Below are 22482 nucleotides of genomic sequence, written 5' to 3' on the forward strand. Positions count from 1 at the left end.
AGGCTATTTTTTAATGACAATTGTATTAAAGGATCCCGCTTCCAGTTCAAAGCTGAGCGTCTGATCGCCCGCGTTCAAATTCAAACGGCGCGCTTCCTTGAACGGATTATTAATGACCACGACGATTTCTCCATCCGGATTGCAGAAAGCGACGGATTTGCCGGTCCAGGCCCCCTGAAGCCCTATTCTGCGTGAGCCGGGAGCAATAAAATAGGCAAAATGCTTCATCACATAGTACTCCGGATTAAACGTATACTGCTTCGTCTGCGGATCTACCGTTATCATGGAATTTTGCTCCCATCCCCAGGTGCTCCGTCCCCGCGGCTCCAGGACCATATTCCAGTAGATATAAGCATTAACCCCATGGGAGAAGTAATGCTGGTACAGATTATAGACATATCTGGCATAGTCCCAGGAGTTTTCACCATCACCGCACTCGTTCTCCGTCTGCATATAACGCAGCTCGGGATAGCTGTCAACCGTCCGCTTAATTGCATTTTTACCTGCCCACTGGTAACCGACTCCTTTAATATAGGAATACGCTTTCGGATCGCTCAGCACAATTCCGGCATAATCGTCAAAATCGGTTGTCCGCTTCTTTAACAGTTCCTCCCATGGGTCAGGGGCATTGATCGTTCCCAGCCAGATTTCTGTATTGAGACCATACTGTTCAAAGGCCGGTCCGAGATAATCAGCGATAAATTCGCGCAGCTGCTCGCCAGTCCATACACAGGAAGGAAATTTCTGATCGGCAATCACTTCATTTTGTACGTGAATTTGATGAATAGGGATTCCCTGCTCTTCGTAGGCTTGTACAAATTTTACGAAATACAGCGCATACGCTTCCAAAATTTCTTTCTCCCAGCGCAAAGTCCCGTAATTGTAGGCCTTCGGGTACTTCATCCATGTCGGCGGACTCCAGGGAGAAGCGAAAAATTTCAAATCCGGATTATAGGATTGCGCCTCTTTGATGTACGGTATAAGATACTTGAAATCTCGCTCGATGGAAAAGTACTTCATCTCCAGATCCCCGTCTGTCTCATTGTGGCTGTACCATTTCTCAGCATAGTCACTTGCCCCGATCGGAAGCCGGCAAATCGTAAATTTATGGTCGCCGTCCGGGTGAAATAAGGAATAGAAGATCTCATGACGCTGTTCCTCGCTCAGATGCTGCAGCGCTATATAACCCAGCTCGTTGAAGCATCCGCCAAAACCTTCCACCAACTGATGCAGCTCGCCGTTCAACGACAGGTTAGCGCTTTCTTCTGTATAAGAGAATGACTTCTTCTCTGCCCAAGCCTCCTGCGTTGAGGTTGAATACCATTCCACGGGATAACTCATTATTCATTTCCTCCTTGCTTGAATTAGAGCATTCTTTACTGTACATTCATTATGACAAATCGCAATCGAAATGAAGATACGCAAATCCCTGTGAAATTTGCCCTAATCCAAGGTGGTACTGAACATGATTATTCCTGAGCCCTATCGCTCCTATGTATCTTCACATTCAAAATGGCTTCCTGCCATCGACTGGAACGTCAAATTATTTGGCGCCCATATGCAGAAGGTGGAGAACGGATGGAGTGTACCCGAGGAGGCCCATCCTGCTTTTGAGCTGATTCTGATCCTTGAAGGAATTCAGATAACCCTGTTGGAGAACTTGAAATATGAGCTGCATCAGGGGGATATTTTGCTGATTCCGCCAGGCTTCAAGCATATTAACCGATGTACCGATGAAGGCGGATTAACCTATTTCATTGCCCATTTTAATGTGGATGAACCGCTCTTCCGTCAGGAGATGAGCCTGAACGCCAAGCTGTTCTACCCCTGCGGCTCCGAGGACAATGAACGGCTGAGGGCAGGCATGATGAACTGGGTCCATCTGGCCCAGCGCGAAGGCGAATATACCGTCGCCGATCTGTTCCGCATCCAGGCCGGCCTGTTCGAAATCTTCAGCGTGCTGGCCCAGCGGATGTCCGCGAATTCTGAGGAAACCGTACCGCCTACAGCCGCCCACTATGCCAGACTCATTGCCGAATCGCTAAAATCCAATTTCAATCATGAGAATATGAAAAATGAGGGGCTTCGGGAGAGGGAAATTCATATTGAGGATATCGCGGTTTCTCTTAAAATAAGCCCTGGCTATGCGCTTGAAGTCTTCCAGAAGGTCTATGGCATCTCCCCGCGTAAATATCTTTCGGAGCTTAAGCTGCACGAGGCCAAGCAGCTTATTCACCAGCCTGACCTGGATATCTCGCAGATCGCATCGATGCTAGGCTATTCCAGCCTCGCTCATTTCAGCCGGCAGTTCAAACGCTGGACAGGCATGAGTCCGCGCCAGTACCGACAAACGCTCGGCGGCATCGTGTTCTTTGATCAAGGTTCCAAATCCTGAGCTCAGTTAACTAAACTATGGCAAAATGTAAACTCTGTATGTATTTCAAACTTTGTGATTCATTTCATAGTTTTGTGCCTTGATAAAAAACATAATTTAGTGTGATAATAATAATCTATGACTATACACCGAGAAAAGAAGGCTCGAAAATGAACCTGGGCAAATACCCTACCTTTATTGAAAAACCAATCAAAGCAACATTGAAACCGATGCATGAAGTACTTATCACTTTACTGTCAGCCTTTCTGGTCGCCGTCGGAACAAACCTGTTCCTCGTCCCACATCATCTTCTGTCCGGCGGGATTACCGGCGTCGCTTCCATTATCGGCTATATGACGGGCTGGAACATCTCACTGCTATATTTCGTTCTTAATTTACCGTTAATCGTATGGGGCTGGAAAGCGGTTGGCAGACGTTATATTCTTCTAAGCTGCCTGTCCGTTGTCAGTACAACCTGGTTCATGGCCGTCATTCCACAATATCAGATGACAAAAGACCCGATTCTAGGTGCCATCTTCGGCGGGGTTGTCTCCGCCATCGGCATCGGCTTGTCATTGCGTGTTGGCGGGTCTACCGGCGGCTTTGATATCGTTGGCTCCATCGTTACATACAAGCATGACTTGGCTATGGGAAATATTCTGTTAATATTAAACGGGATCGTCATTCTCGTCCTGGGCTTCTATAAGAGCTGGGATCTGGCGCTTTATTCCATGCTATCAACCTATATTAAGGGAAAAGTGGTCGATATGATTCACGTAGATCATGTTAAAGTGACCTGCTTCATCGTCACGAAGAAGAAGGACGAGATGCTTTCCCAATTGCGCAAGCTGCATCATGGGATCACCTGCCTCCATTCCGAAGGCGGCTATACTGAGGAAGACAACTATATGCTGATGACCGTGACCACCCGTTACGAGGTGCCTTCCGTTCGCAAGACAGTCATGACAACAGATCCCAAAGCATTTATGAATGTCGTGCAATCCACAGAAATTATAGGCCGCTTCAAAAGGCCAAGAAGATAGAAGCTCATCATCTCTTCCACCTATAAATCAAGCCAGCTCGGCAGCCATCTGATGATGGAGCTGAACTGGCTTTTGTATGTCTGTATGTGGAATCTAAAGCCTCACTTTCTATTGTGCTCGGCACGCCAGTCGTCAAGCTGCTTCTGAACCTCCGCTCGCACTTCATCGATCCCCGCCTGTTTGAGCTCATCATTGAACTTGGGCAGCTCGGCATCGACATCCAGGCTTCCTGTCATCAGGCTGGGGTAATACTTCTCCCAGACCATCTCGATATTCTTCCGCTGAATCGGCATGCGCGATAAATCCGGCGTGAATCCCAGCAAGCTGGATTTAAGGGCCTGGCTGTTCGAGCTGCGAAACTGCTCCCATTTGTCCAGAGGATCCGGAACATCCCCGCCCATCGTATTCAGGATAAACCAGTTGCCTTGAGTATATTGTACTCCCGAGTAGTCCGGCGGTGCATCCGGTATAGGGTCCCCGTTGCTGTCCTTGGGTCTTATCAGAACGATCTGACCATTGGAATCGAGATTGTAATGCACCCCCTCAATCCCGTAATTGAACAGATTGCGAACCTCGGGATCAGTATTCAGCACATTTAGAAATTTCATGCACTCTACTGGATGCTTCGTATCTGCACTAACGGACATAATTCCTCCCCGTACCGACTCCGTTGTAACCAGCAAAGGGGTTACCGGATGAGCGATTAATTTATAACCGCGATCCTTGCTCCAGCTATTCTCCGATAGCGGGCCCCCTCCGGCAGCTTTCCAGAAGACCCGTTCATTGCGCTTCAGCCCCTGGGTCTCCCGTAAAGCGGCATCCTCATTAATATACCCCGCCGTATAATATCGTCTAAGCGTATCCAGCACCTGTCTTGCTTCCTTCGTCTCAAAAATATTGACGACCGGAGCATCCGGATCCTGGGACAGGACCATGAGGGGAAGCTTTTTGTCGAGAATATATTCATAACCATCCAATGCAAAAAAGTTATTAGAATCCTTATCCAGCTCCATGGGCTGATAGGAAGGCTCTTTTTCCTTGATCATTTTAAGCACTGGTTCAAGCGATTCCAATGTATTGTACCGGGAAATATCAATATTGTATTTTCTTACGAGCTCCTCCGGATACATCCACTGCTCCCGCGTGGCCAGCTCCTTGTTGGTTGGCACGCCATAAATACCGCCATCATACATTCGTACCCCTTCCCAAAAGATAGGATCGATCGCGTCATACATTTCTTTACTAACGCTTGAGAGATAGTCATCCAGCCTCAGCCAGGCTCCCCGTTGAATGTAGGTGGCGTATTCCGGAGCAAAAGCGATATCAAAAGGCGTACCCGCGGATACCATCGTGTTCAGCCGCTCTTCATACTCTTGCCACCCTACTTTAATGTAAGTAATGGTCACGCCTATTTTTTGAGCCAAAATCTCATTGATCTTATCATTGACGATCTTCAGGTCCTTGTCCGGCTCTCCGATCGTATAATAGATGAGATTCACCGTGTCTTCGTCGGAGAGACTCTCCTCTCTGGGGTCAGCGAACCAGGAGCATCCTGCCAAAGACAAGACAACTCCCATTGCGCACAGAAGAAATATAACAAGCCTCGCCATTCTGAAGGGATGTTTCTGCCTCCGCATTATGTCTCTCCTTCCTGCCACTGCCAAGCTTCATCTCTATTTCCTTAAATCTGACGGCGACTTGCCGAAGAAGCTGTGAAAATGCATGTAAAAATAGCCCGGATTCGAATATCCTACCGATTGAGCAATACTGGCGATCTTCTCGTCCGTGGATAAAATCCGTTCACGGGCCCGCAGCATCCGGTAAGCCATAATGTATTCTGAAAATTTCATCTGGGTTTCCTTTAGAAACAGCTGCCCCAAGTAGGTACCATTCATGCGAAACTGTTCCGCCACCATCTTCAACGTGATATTCTGAGCATATTCCGTCTTGACCATCAGCAGGATGCGATTGACCAGCTTGGATAAGCCGTCATAGCGAACGCCCAGCACGGGATCGATGTTGACATCATCATGATCAGCCCCTTCAAGAGTACCGTGCAAATCCTCCACAATGATTTTCTCCACAACCTGCTGCAGCTTGGAACGATTCACCGGCTTGAGCAGATAATCCTTAACCCCGCAGCGAATAGCTTCCTGAGCGTATTCAAATTCACTGTAGCCGCTCATGATAATATATTTCGCCGGCAGGCCCAGCTGATTCAGCTTGCGGATAGCATCGTAACCCCGGTCCTTGCCAATACATACATCAAAGATCGCGATATCTGGATAGAACGCCACGGCTTTCGATATAGCATCCTCTATTGTCTCGCTCGTCTCGATACAGCCGAAGCCATATTTCTCCCAATCCAGGGTCCGTTTCATTCCCTCTAAAATCTGGGGCTCATCATCCACAATCAGAAGTTTGTACATGTAAACCGACCTCCTTTGGAAGGATTACAGAAATCTTTACACCCGCTTCTTCGTTGTTCCCAATCTCCATGGTAAAATCCTCACCATAGAAGAAATGCAGCCGGGTATGCACGTTATGCAAACCGATGCTCTTCACCGGAGCATCATCCTTGCGATATAAAGCATCGCGGATCTCATTTAGCCGTTCCTCGGCAATCCACTTGCCATTATCGACAATTTCCAGTACGAAATGCTCCTCCGCCTCCCAGCCATTGATGACTATCAAATTGAAGCCATTGCTTGGATTAAAGCCGTGAACGAAAAAGTTTTCCGCAAGGGGCTGCATCCAGAACTTAACGGTAGGCAGCGATAAAAGGGCTTTTTCTACGTTAATTTGATAATAAAACCGGTCCGGATATTTAAACTCCATAATCTTGAGATATTCCTGCAGTAAGGACAGCTCTTTGCCGATGGTAATAATATTTTCATGTTTCACCATGTCGCGATAGAGGGCACCCAGTGCTGCAATGGCATCAGAAGTGTCAACGTCGCTATTTACTAATGCTCTTGAGCGGATCGCCTCTAACGTGTTGTATAAGAAATGCGGATTGATTTGATTCTGAAGCGCTTTCATTTCGGTCTCCTGCTGCTTCAGCTTTAGCAGATATTCCGTGCGGATATACTTATCCAGCTGTCTGGACATGTCCTCCAGTTCCCTGGAGATCATTTCATATTCGTTGCGCCGATAACGCGCAGGGGTCTCAGGCGTAAAATCCGCCGTTTTTACCCGTCCCATAGAATGAATAATATGATGGAGGAACCTCGCATCATCTCTTAGATTATGAACAATAAGCATCAGAACACTGATCATCGCCGACAGTACAATAAGGAATACACTTAGAAGCACGCCTGCCTTTTCTTTAATCATCATGCCTAGATCGACCAGACCAACGAACTGGTAATCGAACTTGGTGGAGGGAAACGTGACGAAAAAGACACTGTTTAGCCCGCCCATGGACATATATCCCTGGCTGCGCCCATCCGCCACCGCTTGGCGGGCCAGCTCTTCGGTATGACGGTTCGCCCCGACGATGGGGTATACATCTCCGGATGCGCTGACGATCGCCGCTTGTTCAACCCGATAATTGCTAACATTTTTGAATATTCGGTCACTGCTGACCAAGAATCGAAATTCGCCCAGCTGGCGCGAAATCTGGTTAGGGTCCGACAATTTTTTGCGGTACACAAATCCCTTGTGAATAGACTCTTGAAAAGCTTCGTCCGTATTAGGAAGCTGGAACATAAAGCTTGCACTGCCATTATTGTCAAAGCGGATCACATTCCCCCGCTGCTCGGTATGCAAGCTTACCTGAATGATATCTCCCTGTCCCCCGCTGTACAAGAAAGACTTCATATCATCCGGAAAGGATACGAGCGGCTGGTTATAGCGGCTTTCCTGAAGCCTGCCGGTAAGGTATCCTTCAGCGCTATGGTCGAGAAAGCAGCGGACATCGTCCATTAAACCGCTGTTGGAATATACCCGCTGCATATATGCCTCAATACGATCGGCATTATACTGGAACGTATTTTCCACGCGGATAAAGGCGCTGGCCGCCTCATTACGGGCGTTATCCACCCACTGATACAACAGAATGGCGCAGGTAAGAATGCCAATGGCCAAACCGATAGCCACTACAAATACCGTATAAGCAATGAATTTGCCGCGATATATTTTGATTTGCAGAAAGGACATAATGCGACGCCTCCTTTGCTAAAAGGCCTATGTATTCATAATATAGCATACAAACGGAATAGGAAAACTCGAACAGAGGCTAATCCCCTGTTCGAGCTTTTGAAATAACGCCGTCATTTCATAATTACATCATTATTTGAAATAAGCTTCAATCTGTTCCTGGGCAGCCTTCATAATGGTCTCCATTCCTGCCGCTTTCATCTCAGCCACGATCTTTGGAACTACAACCTCCGGATCCGAGGCGCCTGTCATCAGTTCATAGCGATATTTATCCCAGACAGCCTTGGTGGTAGCTACTTCGGTAGAAAGATTGCTGATATCCAAAGCGAAGCCCAACACGGATGAGGAGGATGCTTCTTCATTCAGCTTGCGAACTTGTTCCCATTGATCTTCAGGAGCTCCTTTCGTCACCGCCAAATCAAAGAAGGTACCTTGGGTATAAGCCGCCAGCGGCCAAGTATCCGTCTTCCGCTCGATTACCTTCTCACCATTTACATTTTCATAGTCCACACCGAGTTCACCAAAAGCCAGCATATTGCGCAGTTTCGGATCTGTATTCACCAGCTCAAGATATTTCAGAGCTTCCTTCTTATATTTAGAGTTGGAGGAAATGGCATTTAAGGAACCCTGAATCGTACTGGTCGTAAACAGCGGACCAAAGGTTTGCACCATGTCGTACTTTTCTACGCCCTCAGTAATTTGCCAGTTCGCTTCTGCGCCAGGAAACGCTTGGGCGCTAAAGAATGCGCGGCCTTTATCCGGCTCGCCCTTAGTAGGAGCATCCGGGTTAATGATGCCATCCTTATACCACTCATGCAGCAGTTTGAGATTTTCCATCACATCCGGCTGCTCCAGCGTCGATACCACTTTGCGGGATGGATCGTCAAACCTCACACCGATCGGTTGGAGACCGAGAGTAAGATCATCATAGCTATTCATAAAACCGCTAAATCCATCACTTTGAGTCAAAGGCAGCGGATAGAAGCTTTTGCCTTCCCCGGCTTTCATATCCCGCAAAGGTTTGTCAAGATCCTGCAATGTTTTGATGTTATTCAAGTCAATACCGTATTTCTGTACGAATTTGTCATCAAATACCCAATACTGAGTCACGGAAGAATCTTTGTAGGTTGGAACAGAGTAAATTTTACCGTCGATCTTCGTTCCATCCCAAACCTTTTCAGGAATAAGTTTATACAATTCAGGCGACTCACTTTGAACCAGGTCTGTGATATCGGCAAAAGCTCCCATCGACACCTGTTGATTGTATTTCGTATTGTTCGTAAACATGATGTCAAAAGGCTCACCGGTGTTCACAATGGTGTTGATCTTGGTATCCCAATCGCCCCAGCTCGCCACCTTGATATCGATTTTGACACCGATCTTCTCCGCCGTATACTCGTTCATAGCAGCGATCGCTTTATTAAAGTTTTCTGGAACCTGTCCCCCGATCGTCCACCATACCAGAGTAGGAATATCAGCCGAATCTTTTGCCTTGTCCGTGTCGCCCGAGTTCGTCTGGGCTGTGGAATTCGCATCTCCACCAGACCCTTCGGACTTGGAATTCGAGCCGCCGCATGCGGCAAGAGACGACATTAACAGCATGACAATACAGAGTGTGGATAGAAGCTTCCATGATCTTTTCACAAATATTTGCCCCCTTCTATGAATGTTCACCGTATGCATGTTCTGAGATGATATGATAAACCAGAAAATCTGGTTTATTTCAGGTCAACCTTTGATAGCCCCCACCGTCAAACCGGAAATAAAGTATTTCTGGAAGAAAGGATACGCGAAGGCTACAGGTAATACGATCAGAATCGCCACCGCCATCCGTGCGGTTTCTTTCGGCATGGTAGCAACCAGCATCGAATAGCTGACGCCCATGCTGGAAGCATTTCTGGCCAGCGCGTCTACGTTGCTCATCAAGTTATTCAGCAAGGCTTGCAGCGAAAAGAGATCCTGATTGTTGATATACAGCATGGATTGGAACCAATCATTCCAATAAGCAAAGCATAGAAACAGACCGATGGTCGCCAAGACCGGCAAAGATATAGGTAAAATAATTGAGAAAAAGATACGGAACTGGCTGGCGCCGTCTATTTCCGCCGATTCGATAAGTCCATCCGGAATCGTGCTTTTGAAAAATGTTTTGCAAATAATTACGTTAAAGGAGGACACCGCTAACGGCAGTATAAGCGCCCAAATCGTATCCTTAAGACCTAGCAAATTCGAGTTAATATAGTAGCTGGATACCAAGCCGCCGTTAAATACCATCGGGATAAAGACGAGCCAGGTCAGGAATCCTTTTAATTTGTAATTCGATTGTGAAAGCACATAGCCCATCGATGTTGTCAACAGGACACCCAGGACCGTGCCAACCACAGTAACCAATACCGATATTCCTAAGGCCCGAAGAATCATCGTACCTTGCTGGATAACAAAGCTATAGGATTCGGTTGAAAACATGGTTGGAATCATATGATATCCCGTCTGCCTGATCGAGTCCTCACTCGAAAGCGAGATAGAAAGAACCACTAACAAAGGGACCACACAGACCAGAGCGATCAAAATAAAGATCAGGTGAAAAACAATATTCATACCTGTGCCAATTCGATTAAACTTCTCGAGACCCGACATTCCTTCAGTTCTTGATGCCATAGACTCGCCCCCTTTACATCATCGCGCTGTCCGGATCGATTCTGCGAACGATCCAGTTGGCGAGTAGAATGGTCAGACAGCCCATAACGGATTGCACAAATGCGGCGGCGGATGCCATGCCAACGGTAGCGGTCTTGAGCTGTTTATATACCAGCACGTCTATGGTGGTGGTTACGTTAAATAGGGAGTTGGAATCCCGCGGGACCTGGAAGAACAAGCCAAAGTCCGTATAGAAGATCCGGCCCACTGCTAAAATGAACATCATCACGATAACCAGCTTCATCATCGGCAGCGTGATGTACTTGGTCTGCTGCCAAATGGAAGCCCCGTCAATGACAGCCGCCTCATAGTAAGTGCTGTCGATGCCGGTAATGGTAGCCAGATATACCACCATGCCGTAGCCCAGGCCCTTCCATATATTCATGAAAACCAAAAAGAATGGCCAATATTGAGGTTCCATATACCAGTTCACAGGTTCGCTGCCCATCTGGAGCAGCATCTGGTTGGCAATCCCCTTGTCGAAGCTCAAGAAAGCCCAAATGACTGCAGAGACAACGACCCAGGACAGGAAGTAAGGCAAGAACATCATCGTTTGATAGACTTTGCCCGCTCTACGATTATGCAGATGGCCAATCATCAGCGCTAATGTCACGGGAATTACAATATTGAGAATGATGAACAAGAAGTTATAGCCCAGCGTATTGCGAATAATAATCCAGGCATCATTGGACTTGAACAGAAATTCAAAATTTTTGAATCCGGACCATGAGCTATTGAACACATTGCTCAGGAAGCCCCCCGTTATTTTGAAATTCTTGAAGGCGATGATAATGCCAAACATTGGCAAGAAACAAAATAATATATACCAAACCGTAGTTGGCAACGCTAAGAGCGTCAGCTCGGTATCCTGTTTACGCCAGCGCGTGCGCAGGCGTTGTTGTCCATTCTTTTTCATGTTCACTCCGTCCCCCCCATCGATGTATTAATGTATTTCTAAGGCTCTTTAATTATAAAAGAAAGCGATTACAGCTTTCTAGATAACAAACGTTATACTACAGTCGAAAAACGTTATATATTCTTGATGAAATGATGACTGAATGCCGTCATTTAACGTCAAAAATGGCGGAGCAGGAATAATCTCCTGACACCGCCATTGATTCAACCGTTGCGATCTTTCAGGGCATCACCCGCCCTGCTTTAACTTTTCCTTACTGACTCAAATAATTGGCCATGATTTGGGCCGCTTCAGCTCTGGTCGCTAAATCTTCAGGCGCAAACCTCTCTCCTGTACGCCCATGGATCAATCCTAATGAAGCTGCCGCCTTTATATTATCGAGTGCCCAAGCTGCAATATGAGCTTCATCCTTAAAAGAGACCGTGTATTCTATAGCTGCACTTCCATGCTCCAGCGTATACGCACGCATCAGAATCGTAGCCATTTCCTGACGGCTGATCTTGGCATTTGGGGCGAAGCTGCTCTCGGATCGGCCTGTAATCAGACCGGCCTCAACCATTTTGGCCAAATCCTCACGATACCAGGCATCTTGAGCCACATCCGTAAATGTCAGCACAGCTTGCGCATCTAGCTGGAGAGCGTTCGCCATTATCTTAACGAACTCCGCTCTCGTTATTTCACGATTTGGCTGGTATTCATTCTCGGATACCCCTTGAATCAGATGCTTCGCCGCCAATTTTTTAATAGCATCCGCTGCCCAGTGATTCGCTGGAACATCGGAGAAAGAAACATTATATTCAAGTATTGCATAAGTTCCTGCTGTGCCGATCTCGATTTCCATCATTTGCCCGTTACGCCAGCCACCCATGTAGGTTGGCGTACCATCAGCAGCGATTTTATAAATTCCAAGCAAATCAGCATTTAATATTTTATTCATAGGAAACGCTATTTTGACTTGCGGAGCAAAGCCGGAAAGATGATGTGCATCCCCCGTTCCGGTTATAATACTAAGCTCCAACTCTACAGCCCCACCCTGAAGCGAAATACCTGTGCTACTATGAATTCCCGCTTCGCTTAATGATTTTGGAGCTATCGTCACGCGAATCTTGCTGTCTTTAAGCTGATCCTTGTCTACTGCAGCTTGTAATTGATGAAGCAGTTCAGACTGAATCTCTAATGTTACTTTATCTGTTTGCAGCTGAAGTGCATTCTGGCCCAGCAGCTCACCCGCATTCACAGGAAGCTCAATATTCGTTACACCGGCCTCTACTGAAATAGCCACCCTGCCATTCTCTGCAGATTTGCTTAGCTCATGGGCTGTAATTACTAGCGTGTTCGGATCTTCAGGTTTAGGAGCCGGGGTTATGTCAGGTGTCTGGCCCGATCCTGAGCTGGAGCCAGATCCATTGTCATTGCCATTGCCTCCATTGCCTGGACCTCCACCTGACGCCACCCTGACCAGAATATCGTTCTTGGCCTGCAAAAGTGCTGCATACGCTTCTTTAATGACATCTGGGTCCGCATCTGCATTCAGCAATTTAGCTTCTTTATAAGCCGTACTTGCTTTGAGCGCTGCTATAGACTGCGCGGTGTAAATATCGTTATTTTTAAGTACGTCAATTTCAGTGAGAAGTGCATTTAATTGCTTCCACTCTGCAAGATCCCTGCTCACTTCAAAATCTATTTCTTCGCTTTCTTTGGCAGCTGTATACGCTTGCCCATGAAACTCTATCGTATTCGTAACAACCACTTTGTATTTGCCAGCATCGTTCGCAGTAACACGACCTATTTCATAGGTTGCGCTCACCGCATTTTCAATGGCCGTGTTGTCTTTATACCATTGATAGCCAAGCGTTCCGTTTGCTCTCGCATCGACAGAGAAGGTAACCTGACTCCCCATCACCGCAGGATTGCTTGATACGTCAACCCGATGAATCTCCGGTTCATCGATATCCACTCCAGCGGGAGCTACGGTTAATGTTAATTCCGTACTGGTCACTTCCCGAGGTTCCGTCCCTTCTATTCCACGGAGTACAACGCGGAACCTGGTCCCGTTATCCTCAGCTTGCGCCGTAAAGGAATATACATCCTCCGTTACCGTTGTAGAATTCCAGCTGTCTCCACCAGCCGGCATCGTTTGCCATGTCAGCGATTCGATATTTCCCTTCGCAACAACCGACAGGTTCACCTCGTCACCTTCATTGACCGTTTTACTAGGCTGCAGGTCAACAGTAAATGAAGGGGCTTCAAGCACCCAATGCGCTTTCAGCGTCAAATCACCGGTAACTACATCCTCTGCAAAATTCCACTTCTTACCTCCGTTATACCAGCCCTCCAACACATACCCCGCTTTGGCAATGCCTGTGGGCTCCCCGATTTTTGAGCCATGGGCAGCGCTGATTTGATTCAAGGCTGGCTCGCCGCCATCCGTGTCAAAGCTGATTTGATAATTTTTCAAGTAAACCGGCTCCGATTTATTCCCGGCGTAATCTTCCATCACCACGTGTACCAGCTGGGCATTTGAAGTAAAGCTCAAGCTTGCCTTTGTGCTGCGTCCGCGAATAATTCGATCCTTGTTGCCAACGCTATACGTCGTAGGGAAAGATTTAAGCACATTGTCTTCATACACGTACATATACCGCCAGTCACGCGCAGTAGGCATTGGCAAATTCAGTTTGTTGCCCTCCCAAGACCAGGCTTCGGCGTAGGGTTCTGCGACTTTATCAATAAAGTTCCCGCTAATGGACACCGGATCCGCTCCGGCAGGGATGACTGTGACCAAATAATCGTCTCCATTGATGGGCATGTCCGTGAATGAAGCCGAAGTTGACCCTGCCGGAACGATCATTTGTTCAGACACAGGTTCTTCTGTCGTAATCCAATTCAAAGAACGAACCTTTACTGTAATTTCACCGAAAGCAGGAGCTGCATTTTCCCAGGATACGATGAACTCTCCAGACTCCCGGGAGTCTGCGGTAATATCGGATACAGAAGCTGTGAGATCGAAGCTTACCGTTGCTGCTTCACCCTCCAGGCCATCGGTTCCGACCGGAACCACCTTCACAACCCCGGATTTGGCAGGGAGATTTTTAATGTAAAATACTTTATCGTACTTACCGCCTACAAAAACATCATTCACATATACGTTATATTGCTTGACCTGGTTATAATTAGAATCCATCTCCCACTTCAGATTCATTTCGTTGCTATCGGCAAAAGCTTGCGTTATCGTTAACCCGCCAGGTGCGGACAATTTCGCTGCCGAACCGTCGGTAATTCGGATCTGACCCACATTCATTTGATAGTCTGCAATGGTTGCGCTTTGGCCCGGATCGAACACGAGACCAAACGCAGCGATTCTCTTGCCAGCATACGAGCTCAGATTTATGTCCTTCGTTACCCAGCCATCTGTCTGATTGCCAGACTCAGGCACCGGCACTTTTACAACCACGTCTGGATTGTCGGCAAATAAGAGACCAAGCGCCATACTGGAGTCATCATCTGCCGCCGGTTTATTATAGGTAAGCGACGCCATGGAATTCGCAATTACATCCAAATCGGTTTTATACAAATGCAGGAAGTTCTCCGCATCCAAATCACCACTAACCACAAGTGAACTGCCCCCGTTAAATCCACCTATTTTACTGTAATTATAGCGGCTTGTGCTTGTGTTATACTTCGCGCCATAATCAAAATCTACGGTTAATTTGCTGCCAACCGTGTCCTGCCACCATTGCCAAGTTACAGGAATATCCTGCAAGCTCATGTTGGACCATTCGTCGTCATTGGATACTGAGCCATTCACATAATAAGACAAGCCGTGGCCTGTATTGAAATTCGTATAGAAATTCGTACCCGCAATCACCGAACGCTCGGAAATGACGGAAGCAATTCCCGGCCAGTAACGGTTATCTGCATATACATCATTAACCGTATTCGTCGCAGACACCGTCGTATTTTGCGGATCGATGTTTGGCCCCGACCACCATAATTGTTCACGTACCTTGGTCATCCATTGGTATTCGTTCTCTGCCCTGTGTTTAACCGGATAGGATAGATTCATGTCCTCATCCAGCCCGGCATGAACAAAATCGGCCCCCAATGTCGCGAGGCTGAGCTGCGGCTGACCCTTTGAATCGAGTTTGCTCTTTAGCGCCGAGCCCTGAACGCTCTTAAAACGGTCCCGCCCGGCTTCCAGTCCGGCAAAGCCAACATCATAAAGATCAATATCCGTGCCATTGCTTTGATTCAATTGGTTTAAATAGTTCTTGGCTCCCGTAATCTGGCTGCTCCCCATCCCGTAATCAAAGAAGTAAGATTGCGAAACTGGCTCTCCATCATTTTTGTCATACAAGAATGAAATATTGTTGTCATTAAACGTTCTGGCAAAAGTGTTAGAGCCTGTGGCCGTATTCAACGAATCGTACCATTGTACATACAATCCCCCTTTTTGAAGCACCTTCAAAAACGCGATGTAATCGGGAATATCAGCTACGGCAACATTAGGGCTCTGTTCTTCCTGGTTCATGAAATAGCCGTCGAATCCGAAATAATTAGCCATTTCAATCAACTTTTCCGCGACAGGGAAATTGCCATGCTCATCCTTCACAATCATTTGTTTATAGGTCTGTTGGCCACGGTCATTATTCGAGAAGAAAATTCCGGCCAGTGATAAAACGCCATTCTTATGCGCAGCATCGGTATACGTTGGATTAGGAATATTTAGAATACCGAATTCAAACCATTTTTGCTGCCAATCGGATTGCGCCGTCTCATCATAATATTCTGGCGGTGTATAGGCCGTAGCTGTTCCATGCCAATATGAATAATAGTCCGTATATTGCCAGAAATTAAAATGATATTGGGCAAATTTGTTCGTATAAGCCGCATTTTCAATAAAGGCGTTTCCATAATCACCCGCAACAGTAATCATTTGCGCCTCCGAACCTAGCTCCGGATTTGCCTGCGTAGCTGAAAAAGGAGCTATGCGCTTTTGCAGTGGAACATAGGACCTCAGCATTTCTGCATCTGGATCGGTTTCCGGACTCCAGTTCATAATGTGACTGCTCGTATAGCCATGTACGCTCGGCTGGTTCTTCCCATGGGCACTATCACCTTCAAAAGGCCAAGTATCGCCAGCAAAAGCCGCGTGGGGAAATCCAGCAACAACCACTCCGAAGATTAAAGCCGTCACAGTTATCCTCTTAAAGCTTTTCCTTCTTGCCAGTTTAATCATCTACAATACTCCCTTCTTTCTTCCTAAGATAGGCGGTTATCTGTCATATATCTGTGGCGCCGACGAGTTCGCTGGCGTTCTTAACCGTTCTATTTCATCTTCATTTGCCTGTCCCTCCTCCTGCTATGAATTTGTATTGACAACTTAATTTTAAGAGAAACCGCTTACATTTTTTAGACAGTAAATGTTAGATTGCAGTCAAGAAACGTTATATTCCCTTGATAAAATATCGTTTGAAAAAAACTAAGGGCGGGTAAGCTTCCATAAATCCTAAAGAAGCCTATCCCGCCCTTAGCAGCTTTTGTAACCTGTTTGCTCGTATTCCCGGGGAAGTCAGATGCGATCATCCGCCATTTTCACAGCGTCGCTTATTTACCTGATTAAGCTATTCATTATCTCTCCATTTGATCCCTGGATGTCATTTCATCATCCGATCAATAAAGTGACTGCTGACATGTTAAGATGAGCTGATCTTAAGCTTGATTGTCTTTATCTCATAGGGTTTAAAAGATAACTCAATCGCACCGTCTGATACCGCCAGCTCTTCGGCTTCATCCTCCAGCAAATTCGTGAGATATGCTCTGACATTCCTCATGTCATCGGGCCACCAAAGTTTAATTTGCTCCCGCCCACCGGTGGACTCATAGAAACGCAACACCACTCCGCTTCCATCTTCGGCCTGCTTCACAGTATCCAAAATGGTATGCTCGCTATCAAGGCCAATCCAGGCATGTATTGAGTTAAGCTCGCCAGACCGGAAGACAGAGGGAACAACCAGAACAGGGTGATTCAGCTGCGCCGCTTGTCTGACAACCTGGGCTTTTCGCCAGTCCTCCTGGTGTGGGTACAGTGAATACGTAAAGGTATGGTCGCCTTGGTCCGCCCCATGATCAGGCCATTTTGGCGCGCGCAGTAAAGACAAGCGCATCACGCCATTTTTAATGTCGTAGCCGTATTTGCAATCATTTAGCAAGCTAATCCCGAAGCCGCCCTCCGACAAGTCTGCCCAGCGGTAACCACATACCTCAAATTGAGCTTGCTCCCAGCTGGTATTGCGATGTGTAGACCGTTCCAGCGCTCCAAACTGAATTTCATAGGTTGCTTTGCTTGCCACAATATCTACTGGAAAAGCTACCTTCAGCAGCTTATGTTCTTCCTGCCAACTGACATGAGTATTGAAGTCAACTCTCCGGGTATGATGATTCAGCACAAGCTCCTGAGTGATGACAGAATGGCTGATTTTCCATTGGAAACGCAGCCGATCCTGAACGGCTCCCATCGCAATAATTTCACTGTTCACCAACTCTACGCTGCCTGCGGGCTGACTCTCATACCGTGGGTCAATATCCCAAGCATCCCAGTAAGTAGGGGTATCATGGTAAAATTGCAGGTCATTCCCCTTAGCGCCAGCCGAGATTAATGGACGATCTGTCCGTTTATCCAGCCATTCGGCAATCGCTCCCCGGGTATCAAATGTCAGGACATAATTCGGAGTTTCCCAGACCGGGGGTACGGTTTGGCCCGGCTGGCATCCTCGATTAAAACCTGTATCCACGGCTTGACCAAGGGTTTGATTCGCTTCTTTATTAGAAACTGAGCTCGCCTCTGCCGCTGTCTTCCCGGTAAGCCAAATTGTCTTATAACCAAACGCCGGAATCCCTGTTACCCGTACAATCGCATCCAGGGCATCCCCCTCAGAAGCAGGAACAAGGTCGAACTCCAGGGGGCCTTGTTCATCCCGGAAGGAAATTCCTTCCGGTCCTTTTCCTAGACTTGTATCTGATCCTGCAACCTTGCTTAACACAACCACTTCGTCCCGCTGCCAGCCCAGGCTGTTAAACAGAATATAAGGAGTCCCTTCAACAGCGTCTGTATTCACTCTGGAGGCTACAGCCTGAACGGCTTGATCCAAGGCTGTACGACCCAGCTTGAAAATCTCCTCATACTGCTTGGCAGAGGTAACATATACCTCCGGAATCGACGTTCCCGGAATAATGTCGTGGAACTGATTTAATAACATCAGCTTCCAGCCTTGGTCCAGCATGGCCTTTACTTGCTCACCCTGCTGGATATAATTCGCACCAAGCTGACTCCATATCTCTGCTTCCCGGAACAATACTTCCGCTTTGCGATTGCTGTATTTATTTCTGGCATGCGTTGTATAGGTCCCCCGATGCAATTCCAAATACAAGTCCCCATGCCACTCCGGCAGCTTCAGTGCTTTGTCCCCAATGGCATCAAAGAATTCCGCCGCTGTAGCAAAGCGGCTTAACGGCAGCCCAGGCATCAGCTTGGCCCGATTTACATACTCCACCATTTCATGCGTTACACCGCCGCCGCCATCCCCGTGTCCATACAGCAGCATTAACTCATCATGAACATCACGTTGGCCAAAGGATTCCCAATGCTCCCGAACATCCTTGGGATGTGTATGCTCATTCAGGCCATGATTCTGATACGAAAGGATGTTGGTGCCGTCGATGCCAACCCAATTAAACAAATCATACGGGAATTTATTGGTGTCATTCCAACCAAGCTTGGTTGTCATGAAGTAATCAACCCCGGACAATTTCAACAGCTGCGGCAAGGAAGCGCAATATCCGAATGTGTCCGGCAGCCACTCAATATGAGACCGTTGTCCAAATTCCTTTTCATAGAAGTTTTGTCCGTACAATATTTGCCGGGCCAACGATTCACCATTAGGAATATTAAGGTCCGGTTCTACCCACATACCGCCTACCAGTTCCCAACGGCCTTCAGCAATTCGCACCTTAATTTTTTCGTACAAATCAGGGTAGTATTCTTTGACAAACGCATACAGCTGTGGTTGGCTTTGTGAATATTTAAAATCAGGGTAACGGTCCATTAAAGTACAGACGGTAGAGAAGGTCCGGCTGACCTTTCGTACAGTCTCCCGCACAGGCCACAACCAAGCGACATCAATATGTGATTGCCCTACCATATGCATAGTCCCCGGAACGGCTTCCTTTGGCATCTGGGCGGCTACCGCTTCAGACAAACGTCGCTCGACACCTCTGACATATTCGCCATCTTCTATTACCTTGCGCTCCGCTCCATATAAAGCATCCATAGCCTGATTCAGGGCCTGCTCCGTATGAATCCGACGCATATCACGCTCAGGCAGCAGCTTGGCCGCCATATCTGCCACTGTAACTGCATATTTCAAGCTTTGAATCGGTTCATTCACCCTTACCAGCTTGCTATGAACACCACGAATCGGCGGATTAATAACAGCCTGTGCGTTTAAGGGATCAACCGGCTCAGGAATCGGATCGTACAATTCTATTTCAAGAAGCGGAGTACTGCCTGCCTTGGACAGAGGCATGGGTACAAACCAGTGGTTACGATCCAGGCCATGGTAAGTCTCACCATTGATCCGCAGCAGGGCTTCTCCACCCGCTTCAAATACGAGAGCAACCTGTTGCGGATTCCACGCCTTGGGGATTTCCAGCTGCTTGGACAAAAAATAAGTTGTGCCTTGAACGCTTTGCATGTTTTGCAGGTTTTGCTCGGAGGCTTCTCCTGTTGCATATTCATATCTACCTGGTTCGATATAACGTGCCTTCCGCATCTTCCACGTTTCAATCTCTATAGCTTCAAGCCACTCATGCCGGGATAAAAAATCAATAAATCGTTGTATACGGCTCATGCTTTTCCTCCATTCGGTGAGAACGTTATAGTATGGGGTTCCTTGCAACTTGCAAATTAAGCTTTGTTCCTTCCGCAGAATTCGGCCCAACCCTGATTTCGAACTCGCCTGGTTCTACGACAGGCTTCAAATCGCTCCCGATCAGCTGCAAATGCTCTGTGCCGATTGTAAATATAACCGTTTGAGTTTCTCCCGCCTTCAACTGAATTTTGCGAAAACCTTTTAAAGATATTTCAACGGGAGTTACTGACGCGATCATGTCCGATACATATAATTGTACGACTTCCGCACCATCCCGATCTCCTGTATTCGTAATGTTCACGTATACATTAGCTTCTCCATCCGGAGCAATGATCGCAGGCTCTATGCGGGCATTACTGTAAGCAAAGTTGGTATAACTCAGCCCGAATCCAAAAGGATACCGCGGTTTAAGATCGGTTTCAAGGTAACGCTTTCCACGCGTTCTTCGCGCATTATAATGGATTGGAAGCTGACCCACCTCCTTTGGAATGGATATCGTTAAGCGGCCCGACGGATTGACATCTCCAAACAAAATATCCGCGACAGCATTGCCGCCTTCTTGACCTGGATACCAGGCCTCTAAAATTGCATCAGCATGCTCATCAATCCAGGGCTCTGCAACGGGTCGGCCATTGATATAAACAACCACGATCGGTTTGCCCAGCTTATGAATCTCCTGAATTAGCTCCAGTTGGACTCCCATCAGCGTCAGCGTACTCCGATCAATGCCTTCGCCACATTCCATATCACTCCAGACGTTGGCGGTGACTACCGAAGCGCCGGTTCTTAAATCGATGGTACCCTCGCCAAAATCACGCGCACTTGATCCGCCAACCACCATCACCACAACTTCAGCAGCTGCAGCTGCTTCCAGAGCAAGCTGGAAACCCTCTCGGGAGTCGCCCTTAATCCGGCAACCGGGAGCATACAAGATACTATTGTTATCTTTTCCCACTCGTCGCGCGATTCCTTCCAGTACCGTGACTATATTTCCCGAAGGCTGAGGAGAGGTATAGTCGCCAAGCTGGTTGTAAGGGGCATTGGCATTGGGCCCGATCACAGCGATTGGGCCAACCTTGTCCGGGTTTAGAGGAAGCACGGACTTTTCATTTTTAAGCATAACGATTCCTTCAGCAGCGATCTGTCTGGCTAATGCGGTATGCTCTTGGCTGCCAATGACTTGACCTGCACGGATGGGATCAACATAGGGGCGATCAAACAATCCCAACCGAAACTTCGCCTCCAGCACTCTGGATACAGCCCGATCCAGCTCCTCTGTGGCGATCAAGCCCTTAGCCAAGGCATTGGCCAAATACTTATTAAACATCTCTCCGGACATTTCCATATCTATACCGGCCCGCAGGGACTGGGCAACGGCCTCCTCACCGCTTCCTGCGGTGTTATGTCCGTCTGCCAGCATGTTTATTGCCCCGCAATCTGTAATCACAAAGCCCTTGAAGCCCCAATCGTTACGGAGTACATCATCCAGCAGGTAACGATGGCTGGTGCAGGGAACACCATCAATTTCATTGTAGGCGGTCATCACGGACCATGCCCCTGCTTCAACGGCCTTTTTAAACGGATACAAATCGACTTCATGTAATTCGCGAAGCCCCATATGAACCGGAGCCCCGTTCCGCCCCCCTTCTGATGCGCCATAACCCGCAAAATGCTTGAGTGTCGCTATCAAGGTATCAGAGGAATCCAGCGTATCTCCCTGCAATCCTTCCATGGCAGCCACCGCAAGCTCGCCAATCAAATAAGGATCTTCTCCAAATGTCTCCTCTGTTCTTCCCCAACGAGGATCACGCACAACATCCAGTACGGGAGAGTAAGTGGCGGCTCCGCCCTGACTGCGAGTTTCCACAGCCACCGCCCTGCACATTTCGCGATACAGATCTGTATTCCAGGTGCTGCCCACCGTTATAGGAACCGGAAAAACCGTTGCCCCAATGGCCATATGTCCATGGGAGCACTCTTCTCCGAATAAAATCGGAATTCCAAGCCGCGTATTCTCAATAACATAACGTTGAATTGCATTTACTGCTGCGGCCCCTTCTGCAGGCGACAGTCCTGTCTCCAGCGTTACTTCTGTCCAGGGATCCGCCCGCAGCGATCCATATAAAGAGCCTATCCCGCCATGCCGAAGCTGCTGCTTGAATGGTTCTGTAATCTGGACCGTGCCATCCCCATTTCTTTGGTAGGCCTTCCAACCATACATTTGCAGCAGCTGTCCTATCTTTTCCTGTTCCGTCATACGTCCCAGAAGATCAGATATCCGCTGATCTATTGGCAATGCGGCATTTTTGTAATCCATACTGTTCTCTCTCCCTTAGGTCCATTGTAATAAAATAAAACCTATTC

At 47.6% G+C, this 22482-nt stretch carries 12 protein-coding genes; 2 read left to right on the forward strand and 10 right to left on the reverse strand.

What is annotated here, in order from left to right; translation table 11 throughout:
• Window positions 1-3: 3 nt before the first annotated feature.
• A complete protein-coding gene (locus tag BN1360_RS23825) occupies window positions 4-1341 on the reverse strand; it encodes a glycoside hydrolase family 30 protein (RefSeq protein WP_179013931.1) in 1338 nt (445 codons plus the stop codon).
• Between the two features lie 124 nt (window positions 1342-1465).
• Between BN1360_RS23825 and BN1360_RS23830 the strand changes: the two genes are divergently transcribed.
• A complete protein-coding gene (locus BN1360_RS23830) occupies window positions 1466-2395 on the forward strand; it encodes a helix-turn-helix domain-containing protein (RefSeq protein WP_068782319.1) in 930 nt (309 codons plus the stop codon).
• 149 nt (window positions 2396-2544) lie between these two features.
• Window positions 2545-3417, forward strand: coding sequence for a YitT family protein (locus BN1360_RS23835; protein WP_082790183.1), 873 nt, complete (start codon window positions 2545-2547; stop codon window positions 3415-3417).
• Window positions 3418-3518: 101 nt separating this feature from the next.
• Here the strand turns inward: BN1360_RS23835 and BN1360_RS23840 are convergent, their stop codons facing one another.
• The 9 genes from BN1360_RS23840 to BN1360_RS23880 all read right to left on the reverse strand — a co-directional run bounded on the left by BN1360_RS23840 (window position 3519) and on the right by BN1360_RS23880 (window position 22435).
• Window positions 3519-5054: an ABC transporter substrate-binding protein gene (locus tag BN1360_RS23840; protein WP_068782320.1), complete on the reverse strand. Its 1536-nt coding sequence runs from the start codon at window positions 5052-5054 to the stop codon at window positions 3519-3521.
• Between the two features lie 36 nt (window positions 5055-5090).
• Window positions 5091-5846 (reverse strand): response regulator transcription factor, encoded by a 756-nt coding sequence (locus BN1360_RS23845; protein WP_068782321.1) that lies wholly within the window; start codon window positions 5844-5846, stop codon window positions 5091-5093.
• The gene (locus BN1360_RS23850; RefSeq protein ID WP_229521094.1) at window positions 5821-7578 is read right to left on the reverse strand and encodes a sensor histidine kinase; all 1758 of its coding nucleotides are present in this window, start codon (window positions 7576-7578) and stop codon (window positions 5821-5823) included. Before BN1360_RS23850 ends, BN1360_RS23845 begins: the two co-directional genes overlap by 26 nt.
• A gap of 132 nt (window positions 7579-7710) precedes the next feature.
• The gene (locus tag BN1360_RS23855) at window positions 7711-9222 is read right to left on the reverse strand and encodes an ABC transporter substrate-binding protein (RefSeq protein ID WP_068782323.1); all 1512 of its coding nucleotides are present in this window, start codon (window positions 9220-9222) and stop codon (window positions 7711-7713) included.
• Window positions 9223-9306: 84 nt separating this feature from the next.
• Window positions 9307-10236 (reverse strand): carbohydrate ABC transporter permease, encoded by a 930-nt coding sequence (locus tag BN1360_RS23860; protein WP_068782324.1) that lies wholly within the window; start codon window positions 10234-10236, stop codon window positions 9307-9309.
• Between the two features lie 13 nt (window positions 10237-10249).
• On the reverse strand, window positions 10250-11191 hold the full coding sequence (locus BN1360_RS23865) for an ABC transporter permease (RefSeq protein ID WP_068782325.1): 942 nt from the start codon (window positions 11189-11191) through the stop codon (window positions 10250-10252).
• Between the two features lie 253 nt (window positions 11192-11444).
• Window positions 11445-16385 carry an endo-beta-N-acetylglucosaminidase gene (locus BN1360_RS23870; protein WP_229521095.1) on the reverse strand — a complete coding sequence of 1647 codons (4941 nt, stop codon included), beginning with the start codon at window positions 16383-16385 and terminating at the stop codon, window positions 11445-11447.
• A 499-nt stretch (window positions 16386-16884) separates the two neighbouring features.
• Complete coding sequence (locus BN1360_RS23875) at window positions 16885-20097, reverse strand: alpha-mannosidase (RefSeq protein WP_068782326.1); 3213 nt, start codon at window positions 20095-20097, stop codon at window positions 16885-16887.
• A 25-nt stretch (window positions 20098-20122) separates the two neighbouring features.
• On the reverse strand, window positions 20123-22435 hold the full coding sequence (locus BN1360_RS23880) for a glycoside hydrolase family 3 N-terminal domain-containing protein (protein ID WP_068782327.1): 2313 nt from the start codon (window positions 22433-22435) through the stop codon (window positions 20123-20125).
• Between the last annotated feature and the right edge of the window lie 47 nt (window positions 22436-22482).

It is taken from the genome of Paenibacillus sp. GM2 (genome assembly GCF_900069005.2).
Lineage (GTDB): Bacteria > Bacillota > Bacilli > Paenibacillales > Paenibacillaceae > Fontibacillus.

Bases quoted from the DNA above. Each gene is read 5' to 3' on its own strand.
- BN1360_RS23835 (WP_082790183.1), top strand. From the start codon at position 2,545: ATGAACCTGGGCAAATACCCTACCTTTATTGAAAAACCAATCAAAGCA.
- BN1360_RS23825 (WP_179013931.1), bottom strand. From the start codon at position 1,341: ATGAGTTATCCCGTGGAATGGTATTCAACCTCAACGCAGGAGGCTTGG.
- BN1360_RS23830 (WP_068782319.1), top strand. From the start codon at position 1,466: ATGATTATTCCTGAGCCCTATCGCTCCTATGTATCTTCACATTCAAAA.
- BN1360_RS23880 (WP_068782327.1), bottom strand. From the start codon at position 22,435: ATGGATTACAAAAATGCCGCATTGCCAATAGATCAGCGGATATCTGAT.
- BN1360_RS23840 (WP_068782320.1), bottom strand. From the start codon at position 5,054: ATGCGGAGGCAGAAACATCCCTTCAGAATGGCGAGGCTTGTTATATTT.
- BN1360_RS23860 (WP_068782324.1), bottom strand. From the start codon at position 10,236: ATGGCATCAAGAACTGAAGGAATGTCGGGTCTCGAGAAGTTTAATCGA.
- BN1360_RS23845 (WP_068782321.1), bottom strand. From the start codon at position 5,846: ATGTACAAACTTCTGATTGTGGATGATGAGCCCCAGATTTTAGAGGGA.
- BN1360_RS23850 (WP_229521094.1), bottom strand. From the start codon at position 7,578: ATGTCCTTTCTGCAAATCAAAATATATCGCGGCAAATTCATTGCTTAT.
- BN1360_RS23875 (WP_068782326.1), bottom strand. From the start codon at position 20,097: ATGAGCCGTATACAACGATTTATTGATTTTTTATCCCGGCATGAGTGG.
- BN1360_RS23865 (WP_068782325.1), bottom strand. From the start codon at position 11,191: ATGAAAAAGAATGGACAACAACGCCTGCGCACGCGCTGGCGTAAACAG.